Origin of the sequence: Pigmentibacter sp. JX0631, assembly GCF_029873255.1 — a bacterium.
Classification (GTDB): Bacteria; Bdellovibrionota_B; Oligoflexia; order Silvanigrellales; family Silvanigrellaceae; genus Silvanigrella.
In genome coordinates, this window is record NZ_CP123622.1 from 555927 (window position 1) to 578962 (window position 23036).

Below are 23036 nucleotides of genomic sequence, written 5' to 3' on the forward strand. Positions count from 1 at the left end.
TTCTAATTCCTATTATTATTTTTCCTGAAACAAACTAAATGGGTACCTGAGTTATAAAAACTACCCTTTGATGTTGAATAAATTCTTTCATGTAGTATGATTTCAAAATCATTTTCAATAGCCATTGATATTAAATTTTCTACACTTGTTTTACACTCTACTTCATAATCTAAACCAGCAACTAATGCTTGTAGTTCTAAAAATGATAATCGATAATAAGCTATAAAAGAGTTAGAAATATTGAAGTTATTTTTAAGTAGATCACTCATTCCTATAAGTAACTCTCTACACATAATTTCTGCTTCTGAAACTTTTCCGCTCAAAGCCAAAATATTAATTTTTGGAAACATCTTATGAGATAATTTTATTAATTGTATTTCATCATCGGTACAATTTTTTGGTATTTCATTAATTTGAGGAGCTAATTTTAAAATATCAATGATATATCCAAGATGATGTTTAATTATATTTTCATATCTTTCTATTTTTGTTTTAAATGGTGATAAAAATTCATCAGAAATCAATAAATATCCTCCATTTGCTAAAATTTTGTTTGCATGCTGAAATAAAAAATGTGTATTAAAATGATGGGAAGCACCAATCGAAATTGCTAAATTTAAGGTTTTACTTGGGTAGTAATCAAAAAAACCTTTTAAAAAAGGATGTACAAAGTGATTATCTTTAAATCTTTCCTTTAAATATGTGAAAGCTGTTGGACTTGGTTCAATTAAATCAACTTGAGCATAAGAATCTAAAAGTTCTAGTAACATTTGGATGGCGGTTCCAGGACCAGAGCCAATATCAATAAAATAATTAGTGTCTACATTGTTTTTTAGTAAAAATTTATAAATACTTATAACTTGATATGCATAAGCGGGATGCACCGCTTCAAAAAAATTATATGAATTAACATCGATTTTATTTTCAAATAAATTCCATTCATCCGGATTAGCATATACAGATGTTAAAAGTTTTTCATTCTCATTTTTTATAAAATTTGGAGCGTTAAATTTTCTTTTTTTAATACTATTGAATTCACTTATTAATGTTTGTTTCAAATATGACAATGGAGTTAAGTTCTTTAAATAAATTTCTATATCGCTTAATAATCTATTTTCATAATTTAAATTATGATTAAGAAATGAATATATTTCTATATGATTTTCATCCGTAATATTAATTAAATAATTAATTTTCCAAATAAATTCATTGCGATTAAAAAAATTGTTTACGCAATTCATAAGAACAGTATATTCAATTGTTGATTTCATTACTAGGATATAACTACAATCAATACCATTTTGAATTTCAATCCATTTTTTTTCTAAAGTTTGTAATAAAAACTCACTACTCTCAAGATTTTCTATTATTAATTTATTTTCTTCAAACAGATCCTTCTGCATTAAAAAATCCTTCTATTATCAATATTAATAAATTTAAATTACCAAATTTTAATAGCATATCTCGTAATATAAATATGACAACTATTATTTAAATGAATCATTCTTAAAATGAACGAAAATCAATAACGGGATAGCATCGAATTTCATATTAATCAAATTTTAAAAAAAATAAATTAAAAAAGATTACCAACTTAATTATTATGATTTTTTTTGCTTACCAATAAAAAAGAATTAAAAAAAGAATTACATTAGTATCAACAATAATTTAAATTACTTTTCATTCGTAGAAAGTTGATCAAGTAAATCTTTAACAGTCATTCTAGATACCCCCAAGCTTCTTAGAGATGACGAAACAACATTTAGGATTGATTTTTCTAAATCAAATATTTTTTGTTCACCAATAAGTTTGTAAACCGGCTGATGGGCATCTACTAAAGCTATAGCGTCTGAACCTAATTCAGTCTTAAGATAATCAACGCTAGGATGAACATTTTCTATATAAAATTGATAACGACTAAGTAAAGAAGTTTCATCATCATCCGCTCTTCCTCTTTTAGTTGCTCTTGACAACATTTCTTGTTTACTAATACTTAAATGTAATACTTTAATAACTGGAATATTAAATCTTCTTAGAAATGCTATTAAATGTTGAGCTGCTTTCACTGTTCTAGGATAGCCATCAAGAATAAATGGATTTACTTTAAAACTTGAATTGTGTTCTATATGTGCAACAATAAAGTCTTGTGTCCAACGATTTGGAACAAGTAATCCATTCATAGTACAAAATTCCAGCCACTCTAGCTGACTAGTAAATTTATCCATATCTTGTCTTTTAAAATAGACTTGCATTTCAGGTAAATAATTTAAAACTTTTTTAGTCAATTCTTCAGTTGTATCTACGCAATCAAAAATATTCGAATCTGCTGAAAGTTTATAATTTTCTGCTAAGAGTTTAGCATAACTTTTATCATTCTTTGCTTTTTGAAAAGTATTTCTTAATATTTCACCCATAGAAAGATGTGCATCTTGCGGTATTGACATAACTTTAGAAAGCGCCGATGCCACCTCTCCTTTTCCGCAACTAGATGGTCCAGTTAATATCAAAACTCCCGGTCCTCTTAATGAAACACGCTCTACTTTAATCTTTGATTCAAGTTCATAAGCTACACGATTCAAACTCATAGATAATCCTATAATAAAATTTCGTCTGGTATATTATTTTGTTTTAATTGTTTTAAAATTCCTCTTAGCAGTTCTTCTTCATGCTGTTCTGCGGGATATAAAGGTGCTCGCAAAATATTTTCACACTCACCTAAATAAGCGAGCATTCCTTTCACACCTATAGGATTAGGAAGAGCAAAAATTCCATTGTTTATACAGTAAGAAGACAAATGTAATTTTTGTGCTTCCTTAATATTCCCATTAAAAAAACTATCCTTAATTTTTAAGAGGGTTTTTGGAATAATGTGAGAAGTAACAGAAATAACTCCATCTGCACCGCACATTAATGCAGGAGCGTATGTAGCATCATCGCCTGACAATATTCTTACATCACTTTTTTTATTTAAGTTTAATATATTTCTCATTTCAACAATTGAGTTAACATTTCCAGCTGCTTCTTTGATTGCAACTATATTTGAATTTTCTTCAACTATCTTAGCTAATGTATTTGGGAGAATGGTAATTCCTGTCCTGCCTGGCACATTGTAGATACAAATTGCTGTATCTTTAAGTAATTTAGAAACTTCTGAATAATGTTTAACTAAACAGGATTGGCTTGGTTTATTGTAGTAAGGAGTTACAAGCATTATTCCATTTGCCTTATTTCTATTTTTTCCCAAAATATTTGCAAATTTTATGCTTTTTTCTATGGTAGATTTAGTGTAATTTGTACCTGTTCCAACATAGATATGAAAAGAATCTTCTTGATAATTTAGAGCTTTTAGCACCAAAGCTTCAGACTCTTGATCAGATAAAGTAACATTTTCACCAGTGGTTCCTAAAACTACAATTCCATTAATTCCAGATTTTTTTTGCTTTAGTATTATTTTTTCAAAAGAATTAAAATCTATTTCACCGGTGGGCAAAAATGGGGTAATGATGGCGGTCATAACGCCTGAAAAAGGTAAGTGACTCAAGAGGTTCTCCTTCAAGTAAAATGATTGAGATTCGCTGCAGAGAATAGCTTTCTTACCTTCAGTGCGCAAGAAATCTTCGCTGAACTTATTGACCTCCGCTTAAGGATTTGCTAACCACTCAAATACTAAAAGTGGGGCCGGTAGCTAAATGGTTACGGCGGCTCGCTCATAACGAGAAGATCTGGGGGTTCGAGTCCCTCCCGGCCCACCACAATTAGTTTAAAAGCTCTTCAATATCCTTAGCGATTTGATCTGGAGTGTCGGTCGGAGCATACCTTTTTAAAACTTCTCCGTTTTTCCCAATTAAAAATTTAGTAAAATTCCATTTTATAAATTCAGTTCCAAGAAATCCTTTGCTATTTTTCTTTAAATATTTATATAACGGATGCGCATTTGCTCCATTCACTTCAACTTTAGCAAACATTGGAAATGAAACATTATAATTTAAGGAACAGAAATTTTTTATTTCTTCCTCATTTCCTGGTTCTTGACTACCAAATTGATTACAAGGAAACCCTAATATTTTAAGCCCTTTCGACTGAAAACTTTGATAAAGTTTCTCTAACCCCTCAAATTGAGGGGTAAATCCACATTTACTAGCAGTATTTACAACTAATAAAGCGTTACCTTTAAACTCAATTAATTTCTTAGTATTACCTTCGATGTCTTTAACTTCAAAATCATAAATAGACTCTTGTGTCATTTTATCACCTCTTTTTTAGCAACAATTTGGGTTTATATCTTATCAATATAAAAATAACTGTCTACTATCTTTAAACTCTTAATCAAATTAGGAAACTAGACACTTCCTATTGACAATGTTACCCTGCTTAGGTAAACGAATTTTCACTGCAGTCGTAGCTCAGTTGGTTAGAGCACCACGTTGACATCGTGGGGGTCAGAAGTTCGAGTCTTCTCGATTGCACCATCTAAGGGTGTCCTTTTTTATGGACTCTAACAATTATAATATTTATAAAGGGTTACATTCTTCCCTTGCACAAATATATGACGCAACTAATGACACCTTAACTTTAGGTCTCCACCGTATCATAAAAAAAGTTCTTTGTTCATCAGCAATTAAATTAGCTCCCCAGAACTCCAAACTACTCGATCTTGCTACAGGTACCGCAGATATCATACTAGGTATAGCTCCTAAAAGACCAGATTTGGAAATTGTTGGTATTGATATTTCTGAAGCTATGCTAGAAATAGCTGAAGAAAAAATTAAAAAAAAAGCTTCATTATATAGAGATAATATTGAATTAAAAAAAGCTTCAGCGTTAAAAATTCCATATCCAGATAACACATTTCATACTATTACTATTTGTTGGGGAATACGCTCTTTAAAGCCCTATAGTGCTGCATTAAGAGAAATTCATCGGGTGTTAAAACCAGGAGGCCATGTTCTTATAGTTGAAAATGGAAAACCAGATTTCAAATTTCTACGAAAAATTTATAATTCCTACACACATTTGTTACCTATTTTTGGAAATAAAATTAAAAATCTAAAATCTTCTCACTTGCTATATAAAACTTCTATTGATCATTTTCCCAGTGGAAGTCAGTTTGTGGCTGAATTATTTGAATATGGATTTACAAAAGCAAATTTTAAAAATTTAGGAACTAATATTATTTTTTTCTATACGGCTCAAAAACCATTTTTTAAATAATAATTAATAGTTTCTTTCAAACCTTGTTCAAGACTATATTTAGGATTCCATTTCAGTTCAGACTGAATTTTTGAATTATCTATAGCGTAGCGCCAGTCGTGTCCAGGCCTATCAGTTACAAATGTAACCAATTTTTTATAGTCTTTCTCTCCAGGATGAATTTCATTTAACAACTCACATATTGTATAAACTAAATTTAAGTTTTTTACTTCGTTCTTCCCTCCTACATTATAAGTTTCTCCAACTTTCCCATTTAATATTATTTTTTCAATAGCATCACAATGATCTATAACATAAAGCCAATCTCTAATATTACTTCCATCTCCATAAACTGGTATTGATTGGTTATTTAAACATGATTTTATTACAGTTGGTATAAGCTTTTCTTTGTGTTGATAGGGACCATAATTGTTAGAACAATTTGAAGTTGTAACAGGTAGACCATAAGTATGATGATATGCTCTAACTAAATGATCAGAACCTGCTTTTGATGCTGAATAAGGAGAATTAGGTGCATAAGGTGTTTTTTCACTAAATGCGGGATCAATTTCTTTTAAAGTACCAAAGACTTCATCTGTAGAAATATGATGAAATCTACAAGTATTTTTATCTAACTGTAATTCATCAAGCCATTTTTTTCGAGCAGCTTCAAGTAAGGCAAAGGTACCAAATATATTTGTTTGAATAAATTCACTTGGGCCGGTAATTGAACGATCAACATGACTTTCTGCTGCAAAATGAATAATTGAGTTTACTTTATATTGATCTATGATTTGTTCAATATGAGCTTGATTACAGATATCTCCTTGAATAAAAAAATGATTCTGTTTATTCGGCAAATTTTCTAAATTTTTTATGTTACCTGCATATGTTAACTTATCAAAACTAATAATTTTTATTTCTTGATTATTACTTAATAAATTTCTTACAAAATTACAGCCTATAAATCCAGCAGCTCCAGTGACTAAAACATTTCTCATAAAAAACATATATTAACTCGCTTTTAGTAAATAATTTAAATCAAGCCTATTCTGAATAGGTTAATGAATATTTTTATAAAATTATTTACTAGTAATTGCAAATATTTTTATTTTTTATTGATTTTCTTTATTATATCAGAATATGCAGAAGTTTTCTTAAATGCCTCAAAAGCAGTTGAAACTTTTTTAACTAATTCGCCAGAAGTAGCTGAAGTTGTGGCTATATATTTTTCTTGGATGGCAATGGGTTTACCTATGCGAAAGTCTTTAAACTCCATTTTTTCCGTTTTTCCTTGAGTATTAATCAAAGTATTTGCAACAATATCCAAAGTAAACCAAGCTTCTATTTTTTTCCCAATTAATTTCTTAAAGTTTGTATTATCATTTGGAACAGCTTCAATTTTTGCTTTATCTAATGAATGCTCAGGATTTAATAATATTGTTTCATAAGAAGAGCCCGCTAATACTCCAACTTTAACTAACTTGGCATCAGCCATTGAATCGACATTTTTAGAACCATTTAAAGTTAGAAAAATTGTTTTTGATTCATAAATTTTCGAAACCTAAACAAATTTTTCTTCTCTTTCTTTATTTCTAGTCAAAGGTATTATGAAGGTTTTTTTATCGGAATTGTCCTGTGCTTCAGTAAAGGCTCTTTTCCAAGGTCGCCACAATACTTTATATGATATATTTGCTGACTTTAAGGCTTTGGTAACTATTTCTCCACCTATTCCACCAATCTCATTTTCTGCTACTTTATCTATTTCTCCAGCAAAATCACCATCTGCTAAAATATTTATATCTTCAGCTAAAATAACTCGAGGAAAACAACAAATAAAAAAAATAGGTATAAAGAAGGAAAAAAATTTAGTCATAAATACCTCAAAATGAAATGAAAATTTTATCTTTAAAAAATAAACCAAAATACCATATTTTGAAATGTTTCAAAAAGTTAATTCAATCATAAACTTTAGAGGTAGATTTTTAAAATATTGATTTATTTAAAAGAAACAATTTAATGACTGTATTTTAATAGTTTTAACAAATACTCGCCATAGCCACTTTTCTTTAATGAATTTGCCAAAAGTTCAAATTGAATAGAATTAATAAATCCCTTTCGCCAAGCAATTTCTTCAGGACAAGCTATTTTTAGTCCTTGCCTATCCTCTAAAACAGCAAAATATAATGAAGCATCAAGTAAAGAACGATGCGTTCCTGTATCTAACCAAGCCACACCTCTTCCGAATTCTTCAACAGATAAATTTCCTTGCTTAAAATATATATTAATTAAATCTGTTATTTCTAATTCGCCTCTGAGCGATGGTTTCAATTCTTTTGCATAGCGAGAGACATGTTCATCAAAAAAATAAAGACCAGTTATAGCTATGTTCGATTTTGGTATTTGAGGCTTTTCTTCAATAGAAATAGGTACTCCATTTTTATCTAACTCAATGACACCATATCTTTCAGGGTCTTTAACAGTATAGCCAAAAATTCTACAACCAGTGTGTTCTAATCGATACTGATCAATAGTAGTCATAAGTCCTTGACCATGAAAAATATTGTCACCCAATATTAAGCACACATTCTGATTCTTTATAAAATCTTCTCCAATTACAAAAGCTTGCGCTAATCCTGCAGGAGTTTTTTGTTCCAAAAATTCAATCTGAATTCCCCACTGCGAACCATCCCCTAATAAACTTCGAAAAGCAGGTAAATCTCTTGGAGTTGAAATGATAAGAATTTCCGTTATGCCGCCCATCATTAAAGTAGAAATAGGATAGTAGATCATAGGTTTATCGTAAACTGGAAGAAGCTGTTTACTCAGACAGCTTGTTGAGGGATATAAACGAGTACCAGATCCTCCAGCAAGTACTATACCTTTCATTTTCTTCATAACTCTCCTCTGACACATTTTTAAGATGTCGCATGTGAATCATTTGAGAAACCAACCCACTTGACACAACCTCATTGCTGTTTAGCCTATATCTAATGCCACTTGTGGGCAAATACAAAACCTTTAAATAGGAGATATTTATGAATAAGTCCATTCGCCCTCTTAATGATAGAATTCTTTTAAAACGAATTGAAGCTGAACAAAAAACTGCTGGAGGAATTCTTATTCCTGATAATGCAAAAGAAAAACCAATTGAAGGAAAAGTCATTGCGGTCGGAAACGGAAAAATTTTAGAAAATGGTTCTCGCCAATCACCAGCACTAAAAGTTGGAGACAAAGTATTATTTGGCAAATGGAGTGGCAACGAAATAAAAATAGAAGGCGAAGAGTACCTTCTAATAAAAGAAGATGAAATTCTTGCTGTAGTTGAAGCTTAATAATTAATTTTAATAAATAATTTAATAATAAAAGGAAGTTTTATGGCTGTTAAAATGATTTCTTTCAATGAAAATGCACAAAAGAAAATTTTATCTGGTGTTAATACTTTAGCCAATGCAGTTAAAGTTACTTTAGGACCTAAGGGTCGCAATGTTTTAATAGAAAAAAGTTATGGAGCTCCTCTTATAACTAAAGACGGCGTTACTGTAGCAAAAGAAATCGAACTTGAAGATCGTTTTGAAAATATGGGCGCACAAATGGTTAAAGAAGTTGCTTCTAAAACCAATGATGATTCCGGCGATGGAACAACTACCGCTACTGTACTTGCTCAAGCTATTTATCGCGAAGGATTCAAAATGCTTGCTGCTGGACATGCTCCAGTAGAACTGAAAAGAGGAATCGACAAAGCTGTTGAAACCGTTGTTAATAATCTAAAAAAAGTAGCTCGTCCTGTTAACGGAACAAAAGAAATAGCTCAGGTCGCAACTATTTCGGCAAATAATGATTCTACTATTGGAAACATGATCGCTGAAGCTATGGAAAAAGTTGGTCAAGATGGTGTAATCACTGTTGAAGAAGCTAAAGGCCTAGAAACTTATGTAGATGTAGTTGAAGGTATGCAATTTGATCGTGGATACCTATCTCCATACATGGTAACTGATCAAGAACGCTTAGAAGTAGTATTTGAAAATCCTTTTATTTTATTATTCGATAAAAAAATATCTGTAATGAAAGATATGGTTCCATTACTAGAAAATATAGCACGTAGTGGCCGTCCATTACTAATTATTGCAGAAGATGTTGAGGGCGAAGCTCTTGCTACCCTAGTATTAAATAAATTATCTGGAACTATTAAAGTTTGTGCAGTTAAGGCTCCTGGCTTTGGTGATCGCAGAAAAGCAATGCTGGATGATATCGCTATTTTAACGAGCGGTACTGTTGTTTCTGAAGAAATCGGTATGAAATTAGAAACAACAACAATTGATGACCTTGGACAAGCTGATAAAGTTGTTGTTGATAAAGACAACACTATCATCACTGGTGGAAAAGGATCTGAAGCAAATATCAAAGCTAGAGTTGCAGAAATAAGAAGCCAGATTGAAAAAACAACTTCTGATTACGATCGTGAAAAACTACAAGAACGTTTAGCTAAATTAGCTGGTGGTGTTGCAGTTATTCGCTTAGGCGCAGCTACTGAAGTTGAATTAAAAGAAAAGAAAGACCGCATTGAAGATGCTCTAAATGCAACTCGTGCAGCTGTAGCAGAAGGAATTGTAGCTGGAGGTGGTGTCGCTCTTGCAAGATCATCCCTAGAATTGACTAACTTAAAAGTAGAAAATACTGAACAACAAGCTGGAGTTGAGCTTGTACGCCGCGCACTTGAAGAACCAATTCGTATAATTGCAAGCAATGGTGGACATGAAGCTAGCGTTGTTGTTGATAAAATTTTAGCTAATAATAACATCAGCTATGGTTTCAATGCTTTATCTGACAACTATGAAGATCTTATTCAAGCAGGAGTTATTGACCCTGTTAAAGTAACTCGTTGTGCTTTGCAAAATGCAAGTTCTGTTGCTAGTTTACTGCTTACAACTAATGCAATGATTTCAGAAAAACCGAAAAAAGATTCCGCTTCACCTATGGGTGGCGGCATGCCAGGAATGGGTGGTATGCCAGGAATGGGTGGCATGGGCGGAATGGATTACGACATGTAATTTTGACTTTTTATTGCCTTTTAAAGGATTTACCTTTAACAAAATTCTATACACTAAAAAAAGTGTATAGAATTTTTTTTTTAGGATGAATTTATCATGAATAGCAAAAAAAAGCATTTATCAAAGGAAGTTATAGCAGGTTTAACCACTTTTTTTACCATGTCCTATATCGTAATTGTTAATCCACAAGTCATGTCGTCAAGCGGGACAGGCATGTCAGTAGCTGGTTCACTCACAGCAACCGTTTTAATTTCATTTTTAATGACATTATTAGCAGGTCTTTATATCAAACTTCCTTACGCTCTTGCCCCTGGAATGGGCCTAAATGTCTTTATCGCTTATTCTTTAATTATTGGTGAAAAAATTCCTTGGCCTACAGCATTAGGTCTTATTTTTTGGTCAAGTATTCTATTTATTTTAGTTTCTATTTTCCCAATTCGCCAAAAAATTGTAGAAGCTCTACCTAATAATATGAAACATGCAATGTCTTGCGGTATTGGTTTATTTTTAGCATTTATAGGATTAAAAAACCTTGGACTAATTGTAGCACATCCAGCGACATTTGTTACTTTAGCTGATATTAATTTCACAATTGCTTTGGGACTATTTGGTTTCATTATTGCCTTTTACTTATTTAATAAAAATAAACCTTATGCATTTTTATTATCAATTCTAGTTGTCACTATAATTGCAATGTTTACTAAAGAAATTGAATTTCCAAAAGAATGGTTGGCATTACCTGACTTCGATTCTCACTTTTTTAAATTAGATCTTATTGGTTCATTAAAGTGGAGTTTTATACCAGTAATTATAGCAATTTTTATGACAAATTTATTTGATTCAATTTCATCTATAATAGGTTTATCTACTAGTGCTGGGTTTGTGGATGATAAAGGCAATCCACAAAAACTAAAAGAAACATTGGTGGTAGATTCCATTGCTTCTTTATTTTCAAGTTTATTTGGTACAGCTCCTGCAACTGTATATATTGAAAGTTCAGCAGGCATCCAAGCGGGTGGTAAAACAGGCTTAAGCTCTATAGTCACAGCTTTCTGTTTTTTGCCTTGTTTATTCCTCGCTCCACTAATTACTGTCGTACCAGCTTATGCAACAACCCCAGTTCTTATATTAGTTGGTATTTTAATGTGCAAAACTTTAAAAAACATCCATGCCACACAGCTTGACGATATTATACCAGTTTTCTTAACTATCATTCTTATGCCATTAACATTCTCTATTACTCAAGGAGTTCTATGGGGTATTGTAAGCTATGTGTTACTTAAAATATTAGTGGGCAAAATTAAAGTTATTTCTCCTGTTTTATGGATTTTAGCCATTATTTGTTCACTTGCTCTAATTAGTGAGCATAGTACTTTATTCAAATAAATTTTATTGTAAAATAACAATAGATATTTTTCTAATTAATATAACACTATCCTTAAAAATACTAGATTATTCTCTTTAAATAATTAAAATATTATTTAACCTATAACATCTAATATAAAATCAAATAATTTCAATATATTAAAAAATAGTTATTAACACCATACCACCCAATCTGTTTCTTTATTAATTTTTTTAACAGTATTATCAATCACTTAAAAAGAAGCAATAAATACCTAGTTGACATGTATAAATCTAATCAATAATAACATTTTTGATTTTTATACTCTATGAATTTAATTATCAATTAAAGGTAATAATATATGTTCAAAAACTCAATAATCTATTTTCTTTTAAGTTTTTTTATTTTTATATCTTGCAATAAAAATAATGAAAAAAACACAGATAATAGTGAAAAATTTGTAAATCAAAATAAAATCGAATTAATATCTTTAGATAGAAGTATTGATTTATCAATAAGTACAAGAGCTGCTTGTTCAATTAATGACGATAATTTTTTAATTTCAAGACTTGATTCTAATAATTCAAAAGTTATTCAAGAAATTTTTAATAATGCTAAGTTTAAAACATTTTGTCTTAATTATTTAACAAATGAACTTCATAATTCTATTCAGGACAACAAAAAATATATTAAAACTATAGAAATGAAGTTTTATGACAAAAACAAACCTGATTATGATATTGTCATAGTTGGAGCAGGTGTACATTCCTCAATATTTAGCTTAAATTATAAATTGAAATATCCAAATGCAAAAATACTTGTAGTTGATTCTGCTAATTCAATTTCAGAACACTTCAAAAGTACTGACTACCTAATCAATTCCCCTGAAAATCGGCCTATGGCTCCATCTTCTACTAATATTTTGCCAAATAGTCCGATACAATTAGCTGATTTTGGAAATAAAACTGATACATTCTTCATTGCAAATAATTTATGGAAAACAATTGTATTAAATTCATTTGCATCAGGATCTGATATTTTACTAAATACTGCTATCACTGATTACAGCTACAATCATAAAAATAAAATATTTACAGTTAAGTTGGATAATAACGCAACTATATTTACAAATAAAATCATCGTTTCAAATGGTTTAGGAACTCCAAAATTTGAACATTTTTCTGATGAAAATTTTAAAAATTCACAAATTAATTTGGCAAGTAAATGCTTTAACTCTGATTGCTTACCTTCGGTAATGACTTTTGATGATTTAATTAAATTTAATGAACATTGGAAATCAAAAGGAAGTAATGTTTATAATGTTTTAAAGAATAAAAAAGAAATTGCAGTTGTGGGTGCTGGCGATGCTGCAAATGTTCTAATAGAATTTCTCTACGATGCTGCGCCACCTGAAGCTTACTCACACGTATCATCTAATAATCTTTACCAAAAAATAAATAACTTATATTGGTATGCCCAAAAACACTCAACATCAGTTTCATTTCTAAGTGATGATAATATTAAACCTAGATATAAAACATTTAGATCAGTATTTTACAAAGATTTATTTGATAATAAAATTAAATATAAAATGAATCCTTATAATTCACATTTAACTAAGATTAGTTTTGATAATATCAAAAATAAAGTATTGTTAACTGATGATAGTTTTAATACTTTAGAATTTGATCAAGTTATTTTAACATCTGGATATACTAATAGTGTTTCTGGAATTATTTCTCCAATATTAAAGAAACAAATAGATGAAAAAGATCTAAAAAATAATTTCATTGATGTCTTAAACTCAAAAAATAGAGCTATTGCTAGAAAACTTAAATTAGAAAATGGTCAGCCGATTGAATTATATGTTATAGGAACTGCGGCAGGGGCTTCACCGAGTTGGCATTTAGCAAATGATGATGATTTAAAAGAATCTGTTACAAAAAACTCAGCTTCTATAAATGTTTTAGCACCTAAAAGTGCTGAATTTGCAAGTAGTTTGTAATTTAAAAATTCTAAGCTAATGAGCCTCTTTTTTAATTGGGGCTCATTAATTAATAAAAACTTGATTAATTTTATCAAGAACTAAATTAACAGTAATATTATTATAAGCATTTACTTCTTGTTGTTTAGCTATTTCTTTTTTCCTAATAAAAATTTTCTTTATTTTTATATTTTTACATTCATTTTTTATACAATAAGAACCCTCACCTAAACATCCCCAGCGCTGAGGAGAGGCACTTCCCATTAATGTTAAAGTAGGGGTCGAAGTTCCAGCAGCAATAAACTGCATTGAACTCGTATTAGTAATTAATAAATGTGATTGTTTCACAATATCTATCAAATCAATTATAGTATTTGGTTGAATTATTTCAAAATCATCTAAAGCAACTTCTTTCAACCAACCTGTTTCCTTCGGCGATCCAATAATTTTTACATTGTAAGAATTATCTTTTAATATTAAAGCCAATTCTCTAAAACGAGAACTACACCACGCCTTTTCCCTAATACTTGCAGTTGGATTAATTAAAATATTTTTTGTTGAATTATTTGTTAAAAAATGATTTTTTGGAAACCATTTTAAAGCTGGTAATCCATTTTTTTCCCAAAATTTAATTTTTTGTTCAATATAGTTTTCATTTATTGAGGATAATATTTTTAAATATCTATCTCTTTCATGAATTTCTGATTTGTTTTTTATTAAAGTAAAATGAGTAAAAAAAACTTTTGCTAATTTACTTTTACTTGCACCTATTCTGATAGGTATTTTAGCAAAGAAAGCTTGATATGCAAATCTTAAACTTTCAGTTCTAAAATCAATAGATAAAGAATAATTTGACAAAACTTTTCTCAAAGACTTTTGCTTTTTTAATAACTTCCAACTTAATAATTGATCACAGGGTTTCCAAATTTCTAAAGACTTAAAATTTTTATTTGTTATTATAATATTTTTGATATTTGGCCAATTTAAAGGTAAAATGACCTCTTTCCATAAATCACAGCCAATAATTGTAATTTCAGAACTTGGAAACATAGTTGTAACTTCAAATAAAGCTGCTGTAGACACCAATAAGTCACCTAGGGCTCCCGTATGGTAAACAACAATCTTCTTTGGTTCGGGTATGTTAGACAGTTCAATGTTAATCAATGTGTATACCCTTAATATTCAATTAGGCTACCGATGCGTGGATCATATAAAAAATATAAATTCATGGCAAATTTTTAATATTTATTTTAAATTACAAATTATATTTAAATAAAAATTAGAATAAATCTATTTTTATTTTTAGTTTATATATTTCCCAAAATTTGATCAGTTTTTTAGAAAGAACTTCCTCTTTGCAAGGCAGATAGACATAGTGTATGAGGAAATTGGATTCGATTTATCTTTATCAGGAGGCTCAAATGGCTCTCATTTCTTTAAGACAATTACTAGATCATGCAGCAGAAAATAGTTATGGTGTCGCCGCTTTTAATGTTAATAATTTAGAACAAATTCAAGCCATTATGGAAGCAGCAAAAGAAACAAATAGCCCTGTCATTTTACAGGCCAGTCGTGGTGCACGTTCATATACAAATGACGTTTTTCTTAGACATTTAATTTTAGGGGCAGTCGAATTGTATCCAGACATTCCTGTCGTAATGCATCAAGATCATGGAAACAGCTTACAAACTTGCCTTTCAGCAATTCGCAATGGTTTTACAAGCGTAATGATGGACGGAAGCTTAAAAGAAGATGCCAAAACACCATCCGATTTTGAATACAACGTGAAAATTACAGCTGATGTGGTTCGTATAGCACATTCTATGGGAATTTCCGTTGAAGGAGAATTAGGTTGTTTAGGTTCTCTTGAAACTGGTAAAGGTGAGAAAGAAGATGGGCATGGTTTTGAAGGAACGTTAAGCCATGATCAACTTTTAACAGATCCACAAGAAGCGGCTCAATTTGTTGAATTAACAAAAGTCGATGCTCTTGCTATTGCAATTGGAACAAGTCACGGAGCATATAAATTTACTAAAAAACCAGACGGTAAAACTTTAGCTATCGATAGAATTCGTGAAATTCATAAACGCCTACCTAATACACATTTAGTGATGCACGGCTCAAGTTCAGTTCCTCAAGATTTGCAAGCAGAGTTTCGTAAATATGGTGGGGAAATGAAAGAAACTTGGGGAGTTCCTGTTGAAGAAATTCAAGAAGGAATTAAAAATGGTGTTCGAAAAATAAATGTTGATACTGATAACAGATTAGCGATGACCGCAGCTATTCGTAAACTTTTAAGCACCAATCCTTCAGAATTTGATTTAAGAAAATACATGGTTCCTGCTCGTGATGCTATGAAAAAAGTTTGCGCTCAAAGAATGGTGGAATTTGGCCAAGCTGGTCAAGCTTCAAAAATTAAAGCAATTCCATTAGATACTATGGCTAAACGCTATGTCTAATTCCAAACAAGCTGACTTAAAACTAGAACCATTTGAACTGACAGAAGAAAAAAATGTATTTCAATGTAGCATTTTTCAGGTTAATGCGAGAATCGCAAGCACTAAAGACCACAAAAATAAATTAAATGTTTATACATTTAATTGTGCTGATTGGGTTAATATTGTTCCTATTACAGCTTCTGGTCAGGTTGTTTTAGTTGAGCAGCATCGTTTTGGAACCAATTCTTTTACTCTCGAAGTTCCTGGGGGAGCAGTCGAAAGATCTGAAAAAGACAGCACACTTGCAGCTCTTCGAGAATTAGAAGAAGAAACAGGTTTAACTAGTCAAAGAATACTGTCGTTACCTAAATTTTTTCCTAATCCTGCATTGCAGAATAATAAAGTAACTTATTTTATTGCGTTTGATGTTCAACCCCTAGCAGAACCAAGCGCTCATAATGATCCTTTTGAAAATATTAAATTACATTTTATTGATTTTCATGAAGCAGTTAAAATGGTACGTTCTGGACAAATACAACACTCACTATCAGCGCTAGCTATTTTGCTTGCAGAGCCTTATTTTACTACTAAATTTCCTAGGCCACTTCCGTAATTTCAGTTCGTCTAATAACAGTAACTCTTATTTGTCCAGGAAATTCTACTTCCTCTTCTAGTTTTTTAGCTATTCCCTCAGCCAATCCATTTATTTCAGTTTGTTTTACTTTATTATTATCAACAAAGACATGTACCTCGCGTCCAGCATGCATAATAGCCGAGCCAGTAACTCCTTGTTCTTGAAAACTGTTCACAACTCCAGAAATACCATCAATTCTTCTATGATAGCCTTCTTCCATATCTACTCTTGCCCCAGGTCTTGCGCCAGATAATGCATCAGCCGCTTTTAAAATATAGGCAAATGGAGTTTCAACTATTTTATCATCGTGATGAGCTAAAACAGTATCAACAATATCTTCTTTTTCTCCATAACGGATTGCATAATCACCACTAATTACAGCATGACTTCCTTCAATTTTATAATCTAAAGCTTTACCAATATCATGTAAAATTCCCGCTCTTTTAGCATGTAAATTAGATACACCGATTTCGTCCGCAATCATACCTGCTAATCTAGCTACCTCAATGGAATGAAAATACTGATTTTGCCTATGGCTCGTTCTATAATTTAAGGAGCCAATCAATTTTAATATTTCTGGATGCATATCATGTGGTAATCCAAGTCCTTTTATTGCTTCCTCACCAATTTTAAAAATATATTTATCTATATTTTTTCGATTTCGTTCAAAGATATTTTGAATTTTATCTTCAGAAAAAATATCTTTGCTTAAAATTTCCTCCAAAGTGAGTCTTATAACTTCTTTATCAACACCAGATCCTCCAGCAATTTTTAATACTGAAGGCAATTCTTCGTTAAAATTAAGGACGCTAATTGAAGAATCAGTTCCATTTATAAGAAAACGTACTATTGGTGACTCTTCATGAAAATGTTTAGTAAGAATTTCTTTTGAATTAACTGGTACAATAAAAGAAGATTTTGGCCAAATAAAATTAGGTTGATATCTTAAATAAACTGAATTTAAAGTGTCTCTGGCGAGTCTTTGAGATTCATTTTTCAAAAATTCAGAATTATCCATGAGCCATTTTGAAATTCCCAATTTTTCAGCAGCAACTAGTTCTTCAGACAATTCATGAAACAAATCATGTTTATTTTTACCCACTTTATTTTCAAGCATAGACTGATAATTATTATTTATTTCTAAGGTATTTTTATCTAGATGTTTGATATTTTCAACAGAATTATCTATATCATTCTTTTTCCTAGCAATTGCTTCTTCTTTTTTATCAAGCTCATTTCCCATTTTATCTAATTCTGATTGTTTTTCATTCAATTCTTGTTCATAGATTTCCTGATGAGCCAACAATATTTCACGTTCGCTATCAAGTTGTTCAGCATCGGCTTGATATTGTTCTTTAGTTGCAATTAATGCTTCTTCAAGAATCATTTTTCTTTGAACTTCTGCACTTTTTAAAATAGCTTCCATATTTTCTTTAACGGGGATCTCAGTAATATTTCCTAAAGAGCGACGGGCAAAAGCTTTTGCTAGAAAAAACCCGCAAGTCAAACCAATGAATGACGCTCCACAAATTGTGTATATTGACCAATGCATTTTAAAACCTTTTTATTTTTCATATTATGAAAGGACGACTCCTTTTACAGGCAATATACATTACCAGAGAGAGAAGCTACCTTTAGAACAAAGGTAGCACGGTTATCTCATTAGAGAAACTATATTCTATTTAGGAGAGAAATAATGAGCGCATCTCAACCCACAGAAGCTTTTATAACCCAAATAGCCCAACAAGCAGGAGAAATTACCCTTGAATATTTTGCAAAACGATTTAAAATTTCGGAAAAAAGCAATAATCAAGGGATTGTAACTGAAGCTGATCTTCATTCGGAAAAAGTAATTAAAGCAGAAATTCATAATTGTTTTCCATCTCACAGTATTTTAGCTGAAGAATCAGGATTAACAGAATATGCGAAAAAAGAAGATTTCGAACCCATCTGGATCATAGACCCATTAGATGGAACCACTAATTTCTCGAAAGGAAATCCATATTATTGCATTTCAATAGCCTTTGGTTTTTTAAAAAATAGAAGATTTTTATGCCAATTAGCAGCCATTTATCAACCAACTACAAAAACTATATTTTATGCTGAAAAAGAAAAAGGAGCATATTGTAATGGCCAAAAAATACAGGTTTCAACTTTAGAAGAATTGAAAATGGCTAGTATTTGCACAGGATTTAGTTCTAATAAAGGGAAAGATCTTGTTCCTCTTACAAAAACTATTGGCGAAATACAAAATAATTCATTGGGTTTAAGAATTAATGGAGCTGCAGCACTTGATCTAGCTAATACTGCAAAAGGTATGTTTCAAGGATTTTATGAAACTCCATTGGCTCCATGGGATACAGCAGCAGGAGCATTATTAATAATCGAAGCTGGAGGAAAAGTAACTAATTTCCAAGGAAATGAATTTTGTCCGCTACAAGATCGAGGTATTATTGCTGCAAGTTCTCAAATTCATGAAAGCTTATTTAATTTAATCAAAATAAATTACGCCAATTAATTGTGTTTTGATTTATCAAAACTTTGATTACTTACTTCTTGTTGGCTATTAATAGGATTACTACCATCATCTAAGGCTTCTTTAAAGTAACTACCACCAGTTTCGGTTCCATCTATTATAAAAACACCAATTGCATCACTTCCTGTTGAACGTTCTCCGGTATTTTTATCAATAGCTATTTCATGAATACCTGTGGGTCTTGTCCAATTTTTTAAAGAATAATTTTTAATTGCACCTTGCATCATTGTTTTCCAAATAGGTGCAGCCATTGCAGATCCCGTTCCTCCAGTTCCTAAAGTTTTAGAATTGTCGTCATATCCAATCCAAACTCCTCCAACTAGTTGCGAAGCAATTCCAAGGAACCATGCATCTGTATTTGCATTTGTGGTTCCTGTTTTTCCTCCAACATAATTTCCTAAACCTAAAACACCTTGTCCAGTTCCAATATGAACAGCTGTACGTAAGAGATCTAAAGTAACATATGCTGCCTGAGGTGAAATCATTTGCAATTTATCTATTTCATTCTCTTTTTCCACTGTTTTACCAGGAAGAAATGGAGCATCTTCAGGAAATTGTGGCTCGATTTTTAAGGGGAATATTTTTTCATTTTTTGCTGAATAAATGACTTCACCATTTCTGTCAACAACTTCATTTATATAAAATCCTAAAGTCATTTTTCCTGAATTTGGAAAAATAGAATAAGCTTGAACCATTTTAAGTAACGATGCAGTTCCTGCTCCTAATGCTACGCTCAAATCAGATAATGGCCAATTAAAACCAAAACGAGTTAAATGCTTTGTAACTTTAGATGGCCCCATAACGTGGTACAGAAAAATACTTGGAATATTATAGCTTAAAGCTAAGGATTGCATTAATGTTGTTCGCCCAGATTCTTTTCCGCCATAATTTTCAGGTTGCCATCCATCTAAATCTATTTTTGGACTGTCTATTTTTGAAGCAGGAGTAAATCCACAGTCAATTGCATAGGAATAGTAAAGAGGTTTTACGCTACTTCCCACTTGACGTTCTGCTTGAGTAGCACGATTAAATTGACTCACTAAAAAGTGTTCACCACCCACCATTGCAAGTATTTCACCGCTTTTTGAATCCATCACCATAGCAGCTGCTTCTATTCCAACTGTGTCAATTAAAGTATATCTAGCAAAACTCTCTTTAGATGGATTATTAAAATATTGTAAATATGAATTTAAAGTAAACATAAATTTTTTATCATTAACAATTCGTGATTGCATTTTTTTATTTAATTTTTGCACATGTATTTCATCACCAACTTTTAGAACATTGTTAATATCAGTATCTCCTGTTTCTTTGTTAATATCAGCATTTAGAGCCCACATGATGTCTTCTTCTAAAATGACACCAACACCTTTTTGAGTGGCTATTCCTACAGCTTGAATTTCTTCATTAATAAAAGTAACAATAGCTCTTTCTTCTTCATTTTCTTTTGGCTTTGATGAAATAAACTCTTTTAAATGTTGATTAAATGACGAACCATGTTGTTTAATTGGCCCTTTAAAACTTCTTCTTGATTGATATGCATCAGCAAAATTTTGTATTGCAATTTGAGTTGCATTTTGAATTTTGGAATTTAGAGTAGTATAAACAGTTAAACCACTTTTTCCTAAATTTTCTATTTCTAAATTATTTATTAATTGTTTTTTTACTTCTTCTACAAAATATGGAGCTACTTTATTATTTGGGGATTCAGCCCTATAAAAAATTAAATTTTCATTTACTGCTCTATCATATTGATTTTTTGTAATCATTCCAGTTTTGAACATTCTTTCTAAAACATATGACTGTCTTAATTTTGCCGCCTGGAAATTGTCATTCGGATCATACGCAGATGGAGCGGGAGTTAATCCAGCAATGAGAGCTGCTTCTGCAAGAGATAATTTCATATTATTTTTTCGAAAATAATTTTGCGCAGCTGCTTCCACTCCATAGGAACCGTTACCTAAATATATTGTATTCAAATATAATTCCAAAATTTTATCTTTTGGAAATGAATTTTCTATCTCATTTGATACAATTATATCTTTAATTTTTCTAATAATTGTTCTTTCTTTTGTTAGTAAAACATTTTTTGCCAATTGCTGAGTAATTGTACTTCCACCTTGTTTTTGATTTGAAAAAGTTACGAAATGTAAAAAAGCTCTTAAAAAACCTTTCCAATCAAGTCCATGATGATTATAGAACTCTGCATCTTCTGCTGCAATAAATGCGTTTTTTACAAATGGAGAAATCTCATTTATCAATACTGGGTAACGTCTTTCTTCAAAAATCTCTGCAATTTTAACACCATCTTGACTATAAATGACAGTGGGTAAAGCTGGTTCATAATTGTAAAGTTTTTCTAAATTTGGAAGTGTTCTTTTAATTTTTTTAAATTCATAAAAAGAAAACGAAGCTAACAAAACAAAAATAAGAATGATTAATATCTTATAATGTTTAACAATAAGTTTAGAATACTTGATAAAAAAGTTTACAAGTGGCAGAAGTTTCACCAATTTATCTTTTAGCATAATTCAAACCTTGTATTCATCTACAAAGATTTTAACGTCCAATCGTGCCCTCATGTTTCGGTTTTTTTTTCTAAAAAATAAGAATTAGTTAAATTTTAAGACTATGGGGAGAGAAGAATGGGTACAAGTTTATTTATTTTAGTTCTCAAACAGGGCAAAATAGTGCTAGTGTTTCAACATGAAAATACTTTAAATACTGTTAGATTTTCAGTTTTTGTAGTATTTTCAATAAATTCAATATAATTAATAGGATACCATACAATGAGCAGCCAAAATAACGACTCCAATCAAAAAGAACCTTCATCCTCACATTCACAGGAAGACCAAAGCTGCAAACACAATCCTTCTAAAAAATGTTGTAAATATGAAAGTGACCACCATCATCACGAACACGCTGGCTGCGGACACGACCACCACCATCACGAACATGCTGGCTGCGGACATGACCACCATCATCACGAACACGCTGGCTGCGGACACGACCACCATCATCACGAACACGCTGGCTGCGGACACGACCATCATCACGAACACGCTGGCTGTGGACACGACCACCATCATCACGAACATGAAAATTATAAACGGTATGAGTTTACGACAACAGAAATAGATAGTTTTTTAACTAAAAATATTGAAGAGCTTATTCATTTAGTAAATCACCAGTTAGAAAATGAAAATTTTGGCAAAGCAGTACCTATTTTGGAAATTATTGCTAAAAAACTTGAACAAAACAGCGATATTTCCAACGAAGAACAGAATAAACACAGAATTGAAACTCAGCATCATTTGGCGTTAACTTATGGAATTATTGGTGAACATTCTAACTCTATTCAATTTTGGAAAAAAGTAATCACACATTTAGAAAGTGAAGCTGATTTAAACGAACTATTAGAAGCTTATTATAATGCCGCTTTATCTTCGGAACAAGCTCGACTTGAAAATGATTTCATTTCTTATCTAAACAAGGGATTGACAAAAGCTGTACAAAATAATTTAAATGAATGGGAAGCGACTTTTGAACACGAACTAGCTATTTATTTCTTTGAAAAACAAGAATTAAGCATAAGTGAACAAAAACTTAATCGCTCAATTAAAATTTTTGAAGATAGTAACAATCAAGAATCTTTAGTTGCATCTTACTATTATCTTGCATACTTAAAAGAAAAGTTAGAACAAATTGAAGAGGCAAAGAGAATATACGAAAAAGCTTTAAATCTTTCTAAAAAAGAAGAAATAAGAGATTTCGTTGAAAATGAAAGAAGTTTGATAGAAGAAAGACTGGCTAATATCAATAAAAAAATTTTAAAAGCAAAATTAACTAACTTTTAAT

General features: G+C 30.9%; 20 protein-coding genes and 2 tRNA genes. 11 read left to right on the forward strand and 11 right to left on the reverse strand.

Annotation, left to right across the window (positions count from 1 at the left end; translation table 11 throughout):
- Positions 1 to 2: 2 nt before the first annotated feature.
- The 3 genes from QEJ31_RS02350 to dapA form a co-directional block, all read right to left on the reverse strand.
- Complete coding sequence (locus QEJ31_RS02350; RefSeq protein WP_280592187.1) at positions 3 to 1403, reverse strand: class I SAM-dependent methyltransferase; 1401 nt, start codon at positions 1401 to 1403, stop codon at positions 3 to 5.
- A 270-nt stretch (positions 1404 to 1673) separates the two neighbouring features.
- Positions 1674 to 2585 carry a nucleoside monophosphate kinase gene (locus QEJ31_RS02355; RefSeq protein WP_280592188.1) on the reverse strand — a complete coding sequence of 304 codons (912 nt, stop codon included), beginning with the start codon at positions 2583 to 2585 and terminating at the stop codon, positions 1674 to 1676.
- Between the two features lie 8 nt (positions 2586 to 2593).
- Positions 2594 to 3541 (reverse strand): 4-hydroxy-tetrahydrodipicolinate synthase, encoded by a 948-nt coding sequence (gene dapA / locus QEJ31_RS02360; protein ID WP_280592189.1) that lies wholly within the window; start codon positions 3539 to 3541, stop codon positions 2594 to 2596.
- A 134-nt stretch (positions 3542 to 3675) separates the two neighbouring features.
- Between dapA and QEJ31_RS02365 the strand changes: the two genes are divergently transcribed.
- Positions 3676 to 3752: transfer RNA gene (locus QEJ31_RS02365), tRNA-Ile, on the forward strand.
- Positions 3753 to 3755: 3 nt separating this feature from the next.
- Here the strand turns inward: QEJ31_RS02365 and QEJ31_RS02370 are convergent.
- The gene (locus tag QEJ31_RS02370) at positions 3756 to 4244 is read right to left on the reverse strand and encodes a glutathione peroxidase (protein WP_280592190.1); all 489 of its coding nucleotides are present in this window, start codon (positions 4242 to 4244) and stop codon (positions 3756 to 3758) included.
- A 148-nt stretch (positions 4245 to 4392) separates the two neighbouring features.
- On the opposite strand from QEJ31_RS02370, the gene QEJ31_RS02375 reads away from it, so the two are divergent.
- Positions 4393 to 4469 (forward strand) — tRNA-Val (locus QEJ31_RS02375).
- Positions 4470 to 4488: 19 nt separating this feature from the next.
- On the forward strand, positions 4489 to 5211 hold the full coding sequence (locus QEJ31_RS02380) for a ubiquinone/menaquinone biosynthesis methyltransferase (RefSeq protein ID WP_280592191.1): 723 nt from the start codon (positions 4489 to 4491) through the stop codon (positions 5209 to 5211).
- Here QEJ31_RS02380 and rfbB read toward each other — a convergent pair.
- The 4 genes from rfbB to rfbA form a co-directional block, all read right to left on the reverse strand.
- On the reverse strand, positions 5190 to 6200 hold the full coding sequence (gene rfbB, locus QEJ31_RS02385; protein ID WP_280592192.1) for a dTDP-glucose 4,6-dehydratase: 1011 nt from the start codon (positions 6198 to 6200) through the stop codon (positions 5190 to 5192). The two genes, QEJ31_RS02380 and rfbB, sit on opposite strands and share 22 nt — an antisense overlap.
- Positions 6201 to 6298: 98 nt before the next feature.
- Entirely contained in the window at positions 6299 to 6745 is a 447-nt protein-coding gene (locus QEJ31_RS02390) for a transporter substrate-binding domain-containing protein (RefSeq protein WP_280593264.1), read from the reverse strand.
- Between the two features lie 9 nt (positions 6746 to 6754).
- The gene (locus QEJ31_RS02395) at positions 6755 to 7066 is read right to left on the reverse strand and encodes a hypothetical protein (RefSeq protein ID WP_280592193.1); all 312 of its coding nucleotides are present in this window, start codon (positions 7064 to 7066) and stop codon (positions 6755 to 6757) included.
- Between the two features lie 140 nt (positions 7067 to 7206).
- Complete coding sequence (rfbA, locus tag QEJ31_RS02400) at positions 7207 to 8088, reverse strand: glucose-1-phosphate thymidylyltransferase RfbA (RefSeq protein ID WP_348524543.1); 882 nt, start codon at positions 8086 to 8088, stop codon at positions 7207 to 7209.
- A gap of 140 nt (positions 8089 to 8228) precedes the next feature.
- On the opposite strand from rfbA, the gene groES reads away from it, so the two are divergent.
- From groES to QEJ31_RS02420, 4 genes are all read left to right on the forward strand, one after another.
- Positions 8229 to 8525: a co-chaperone GroES gene (gene groES, locus QEJ31_RS02405; protein ID WP_158998413.1), complete on the forward strand. Its 297-nt coding sequence runs from the start codon at positions 8229 to 8231 to the stop codon at positions 8523 to 8525.
- A 42-nt stretch (positions 8526 to 8567) separates the two neighbouring features.
- The gene (groL, locus tag QEJ31_RS02410) at positions 8568 to 10241 is read left to right on the forward strand and encodes a chaperonin GroEL (protein WP_280592194.1); all 1674 of its coding nucleotides are present in this window, start codon (positions 8568 to 8570) and stop codon (positions 10239 to 10241) included.
- 96 nt (positions 10242 to 10337) lie between these two features.
- The gene (locus QEJ31_RS02415) at positions 10338 to 11627 is read left to right on the forward strand and encodes an NCS2 family permease (protein ID WP_280592195.1); all 1290 of its coding nucleotides are present in this window, start codon (positions 10338 to 10340) and stop codon (positions 11625 to 11627) included.
- Positions 11628 to 11947: 320 nt separating this feature from the next.
- Positions 11948 to 13591: a hypothetical protein gene (locus QEJ31_RS02420; RefSeq protein WP_280592196.1), complete on the forward strand. Its 1644-nt coding sequence runs from the start codon at positions 11948 to 11950 to the stop codon at positions 13589 to 13591.
- A 45-nt stretch (positions 13592 to 13636) separates the two neighbouring features.
- Here the strand turns inward: QEJ31_RS02420 and QEJ31_RS02425 are convergent, their stop codons facing one another.
- Complete coding sequence (locus tag QEJ31_RS02425; protein ID WP_280592197.1) at positions 13637 to 14734, reverse strand: glycosyltransferase family 9 protein; 1098 nt, start codon at positions 14732 to 14734, stop codon at positions 13637 to 13639.
- A gap of 257 nt (positions 14735 to 14991) precedes the next feature.
- Between QEJ31_RS02425 and fba the strand changes: the two genes are divergently transcribed.
- Together fba and QEJ31_RS02435 are read left to right on the forward strand one after the other, a co-directional pair.
- Positions 14992 to 16029: a class II fructose-bisphosphate aldolase gene (gene fba, locus QEJ31_RS02430; protein WP_280592198.1), complete on the forward strand. Its 1038-nt coding sequence runs from the start codon at positions 14992 to 14994 to the stop codon at positions 16027 to 16029.
- On the forward strand, positions 16022 to 16621 hold the full coding sequence (locus QEJ31_RS02435) for an NUDIX hydrolase (protein ID WP_280592200.1): 600 nt from the start codon (positions 16022 to 16024) through the stop codon (positions 16619 to 16621). Before fba ends, QEJ31_RS02435 begins: the two co-directional genes overlap by 8 nt.
- On the opposite strand, the gene QEJ31_RS02440 is transcribed toward QEJ31_RS02435, so the two are convergent.
- Positions 16605 to 18194, reverse strand: coding sequence for an Rnase Y domain-containing protein (locus QEJ31_RS02440; protein ID WP_280592202.1), 1590 nt, complete (start codon positions 18192 to 18194; stop codon positions 16605 to 16607). The genes QEJ31_RS02435 and QEJ31_RS02440 overlap by 17 nt on opposite strands.
- Positions 18195 to 18338: 144 nt before the next feature.
- Between QEJ31_RS02440 and QEJ31_RS02445 the strand changes: the two genes are divergently transcribed.
- Positions 18339 to 19160, forward strand: a complete 822-nt coding sequence (locus tag QEJ31_RS02445; protein ID WP_280592203.1) for an inositol monophosphatase family protein — start codon at positions 18339 to 18341, stop codon at positions 19158 to 19160.
- Here the strand turns inward: QEJ31_RS02445 and QEJ31_RS02450 are convergent.
- Positions 19157 to 21706: a PBP1A family penicillin-binding protein gene (locus QEJ31_RS02450; RefSeq protein ID WP_280592204.1), complete on the reverse strand. Its 2550-nt coding sequence runs from the start codon at positions 21704 to 21706 to the stop codon at positions 19157 to 19159. The genes QEJ31_RS02445 and QEJ31_RS02450 overlap by 4 nt on opposite strands.
- A gap of 261 nt (positions 21707 to 21967) precedes the next feature.
- Between QEJ31_RS02450 and QEJ31_RS02455 the strand changes: the two genes are divergently transcribed.
- Positions 21968 to 23035 (forward strand): hypothetical protein, encoded by a 1068-nt coding sequence (locus QEJ31_RS02455; protein WP_280592205.1) that lies wholly within the window; start codon positions 21968 to 21970, stop codon positions 23033 to 23035.
- Position 23036: the final 1 nt, after the last annotated feature.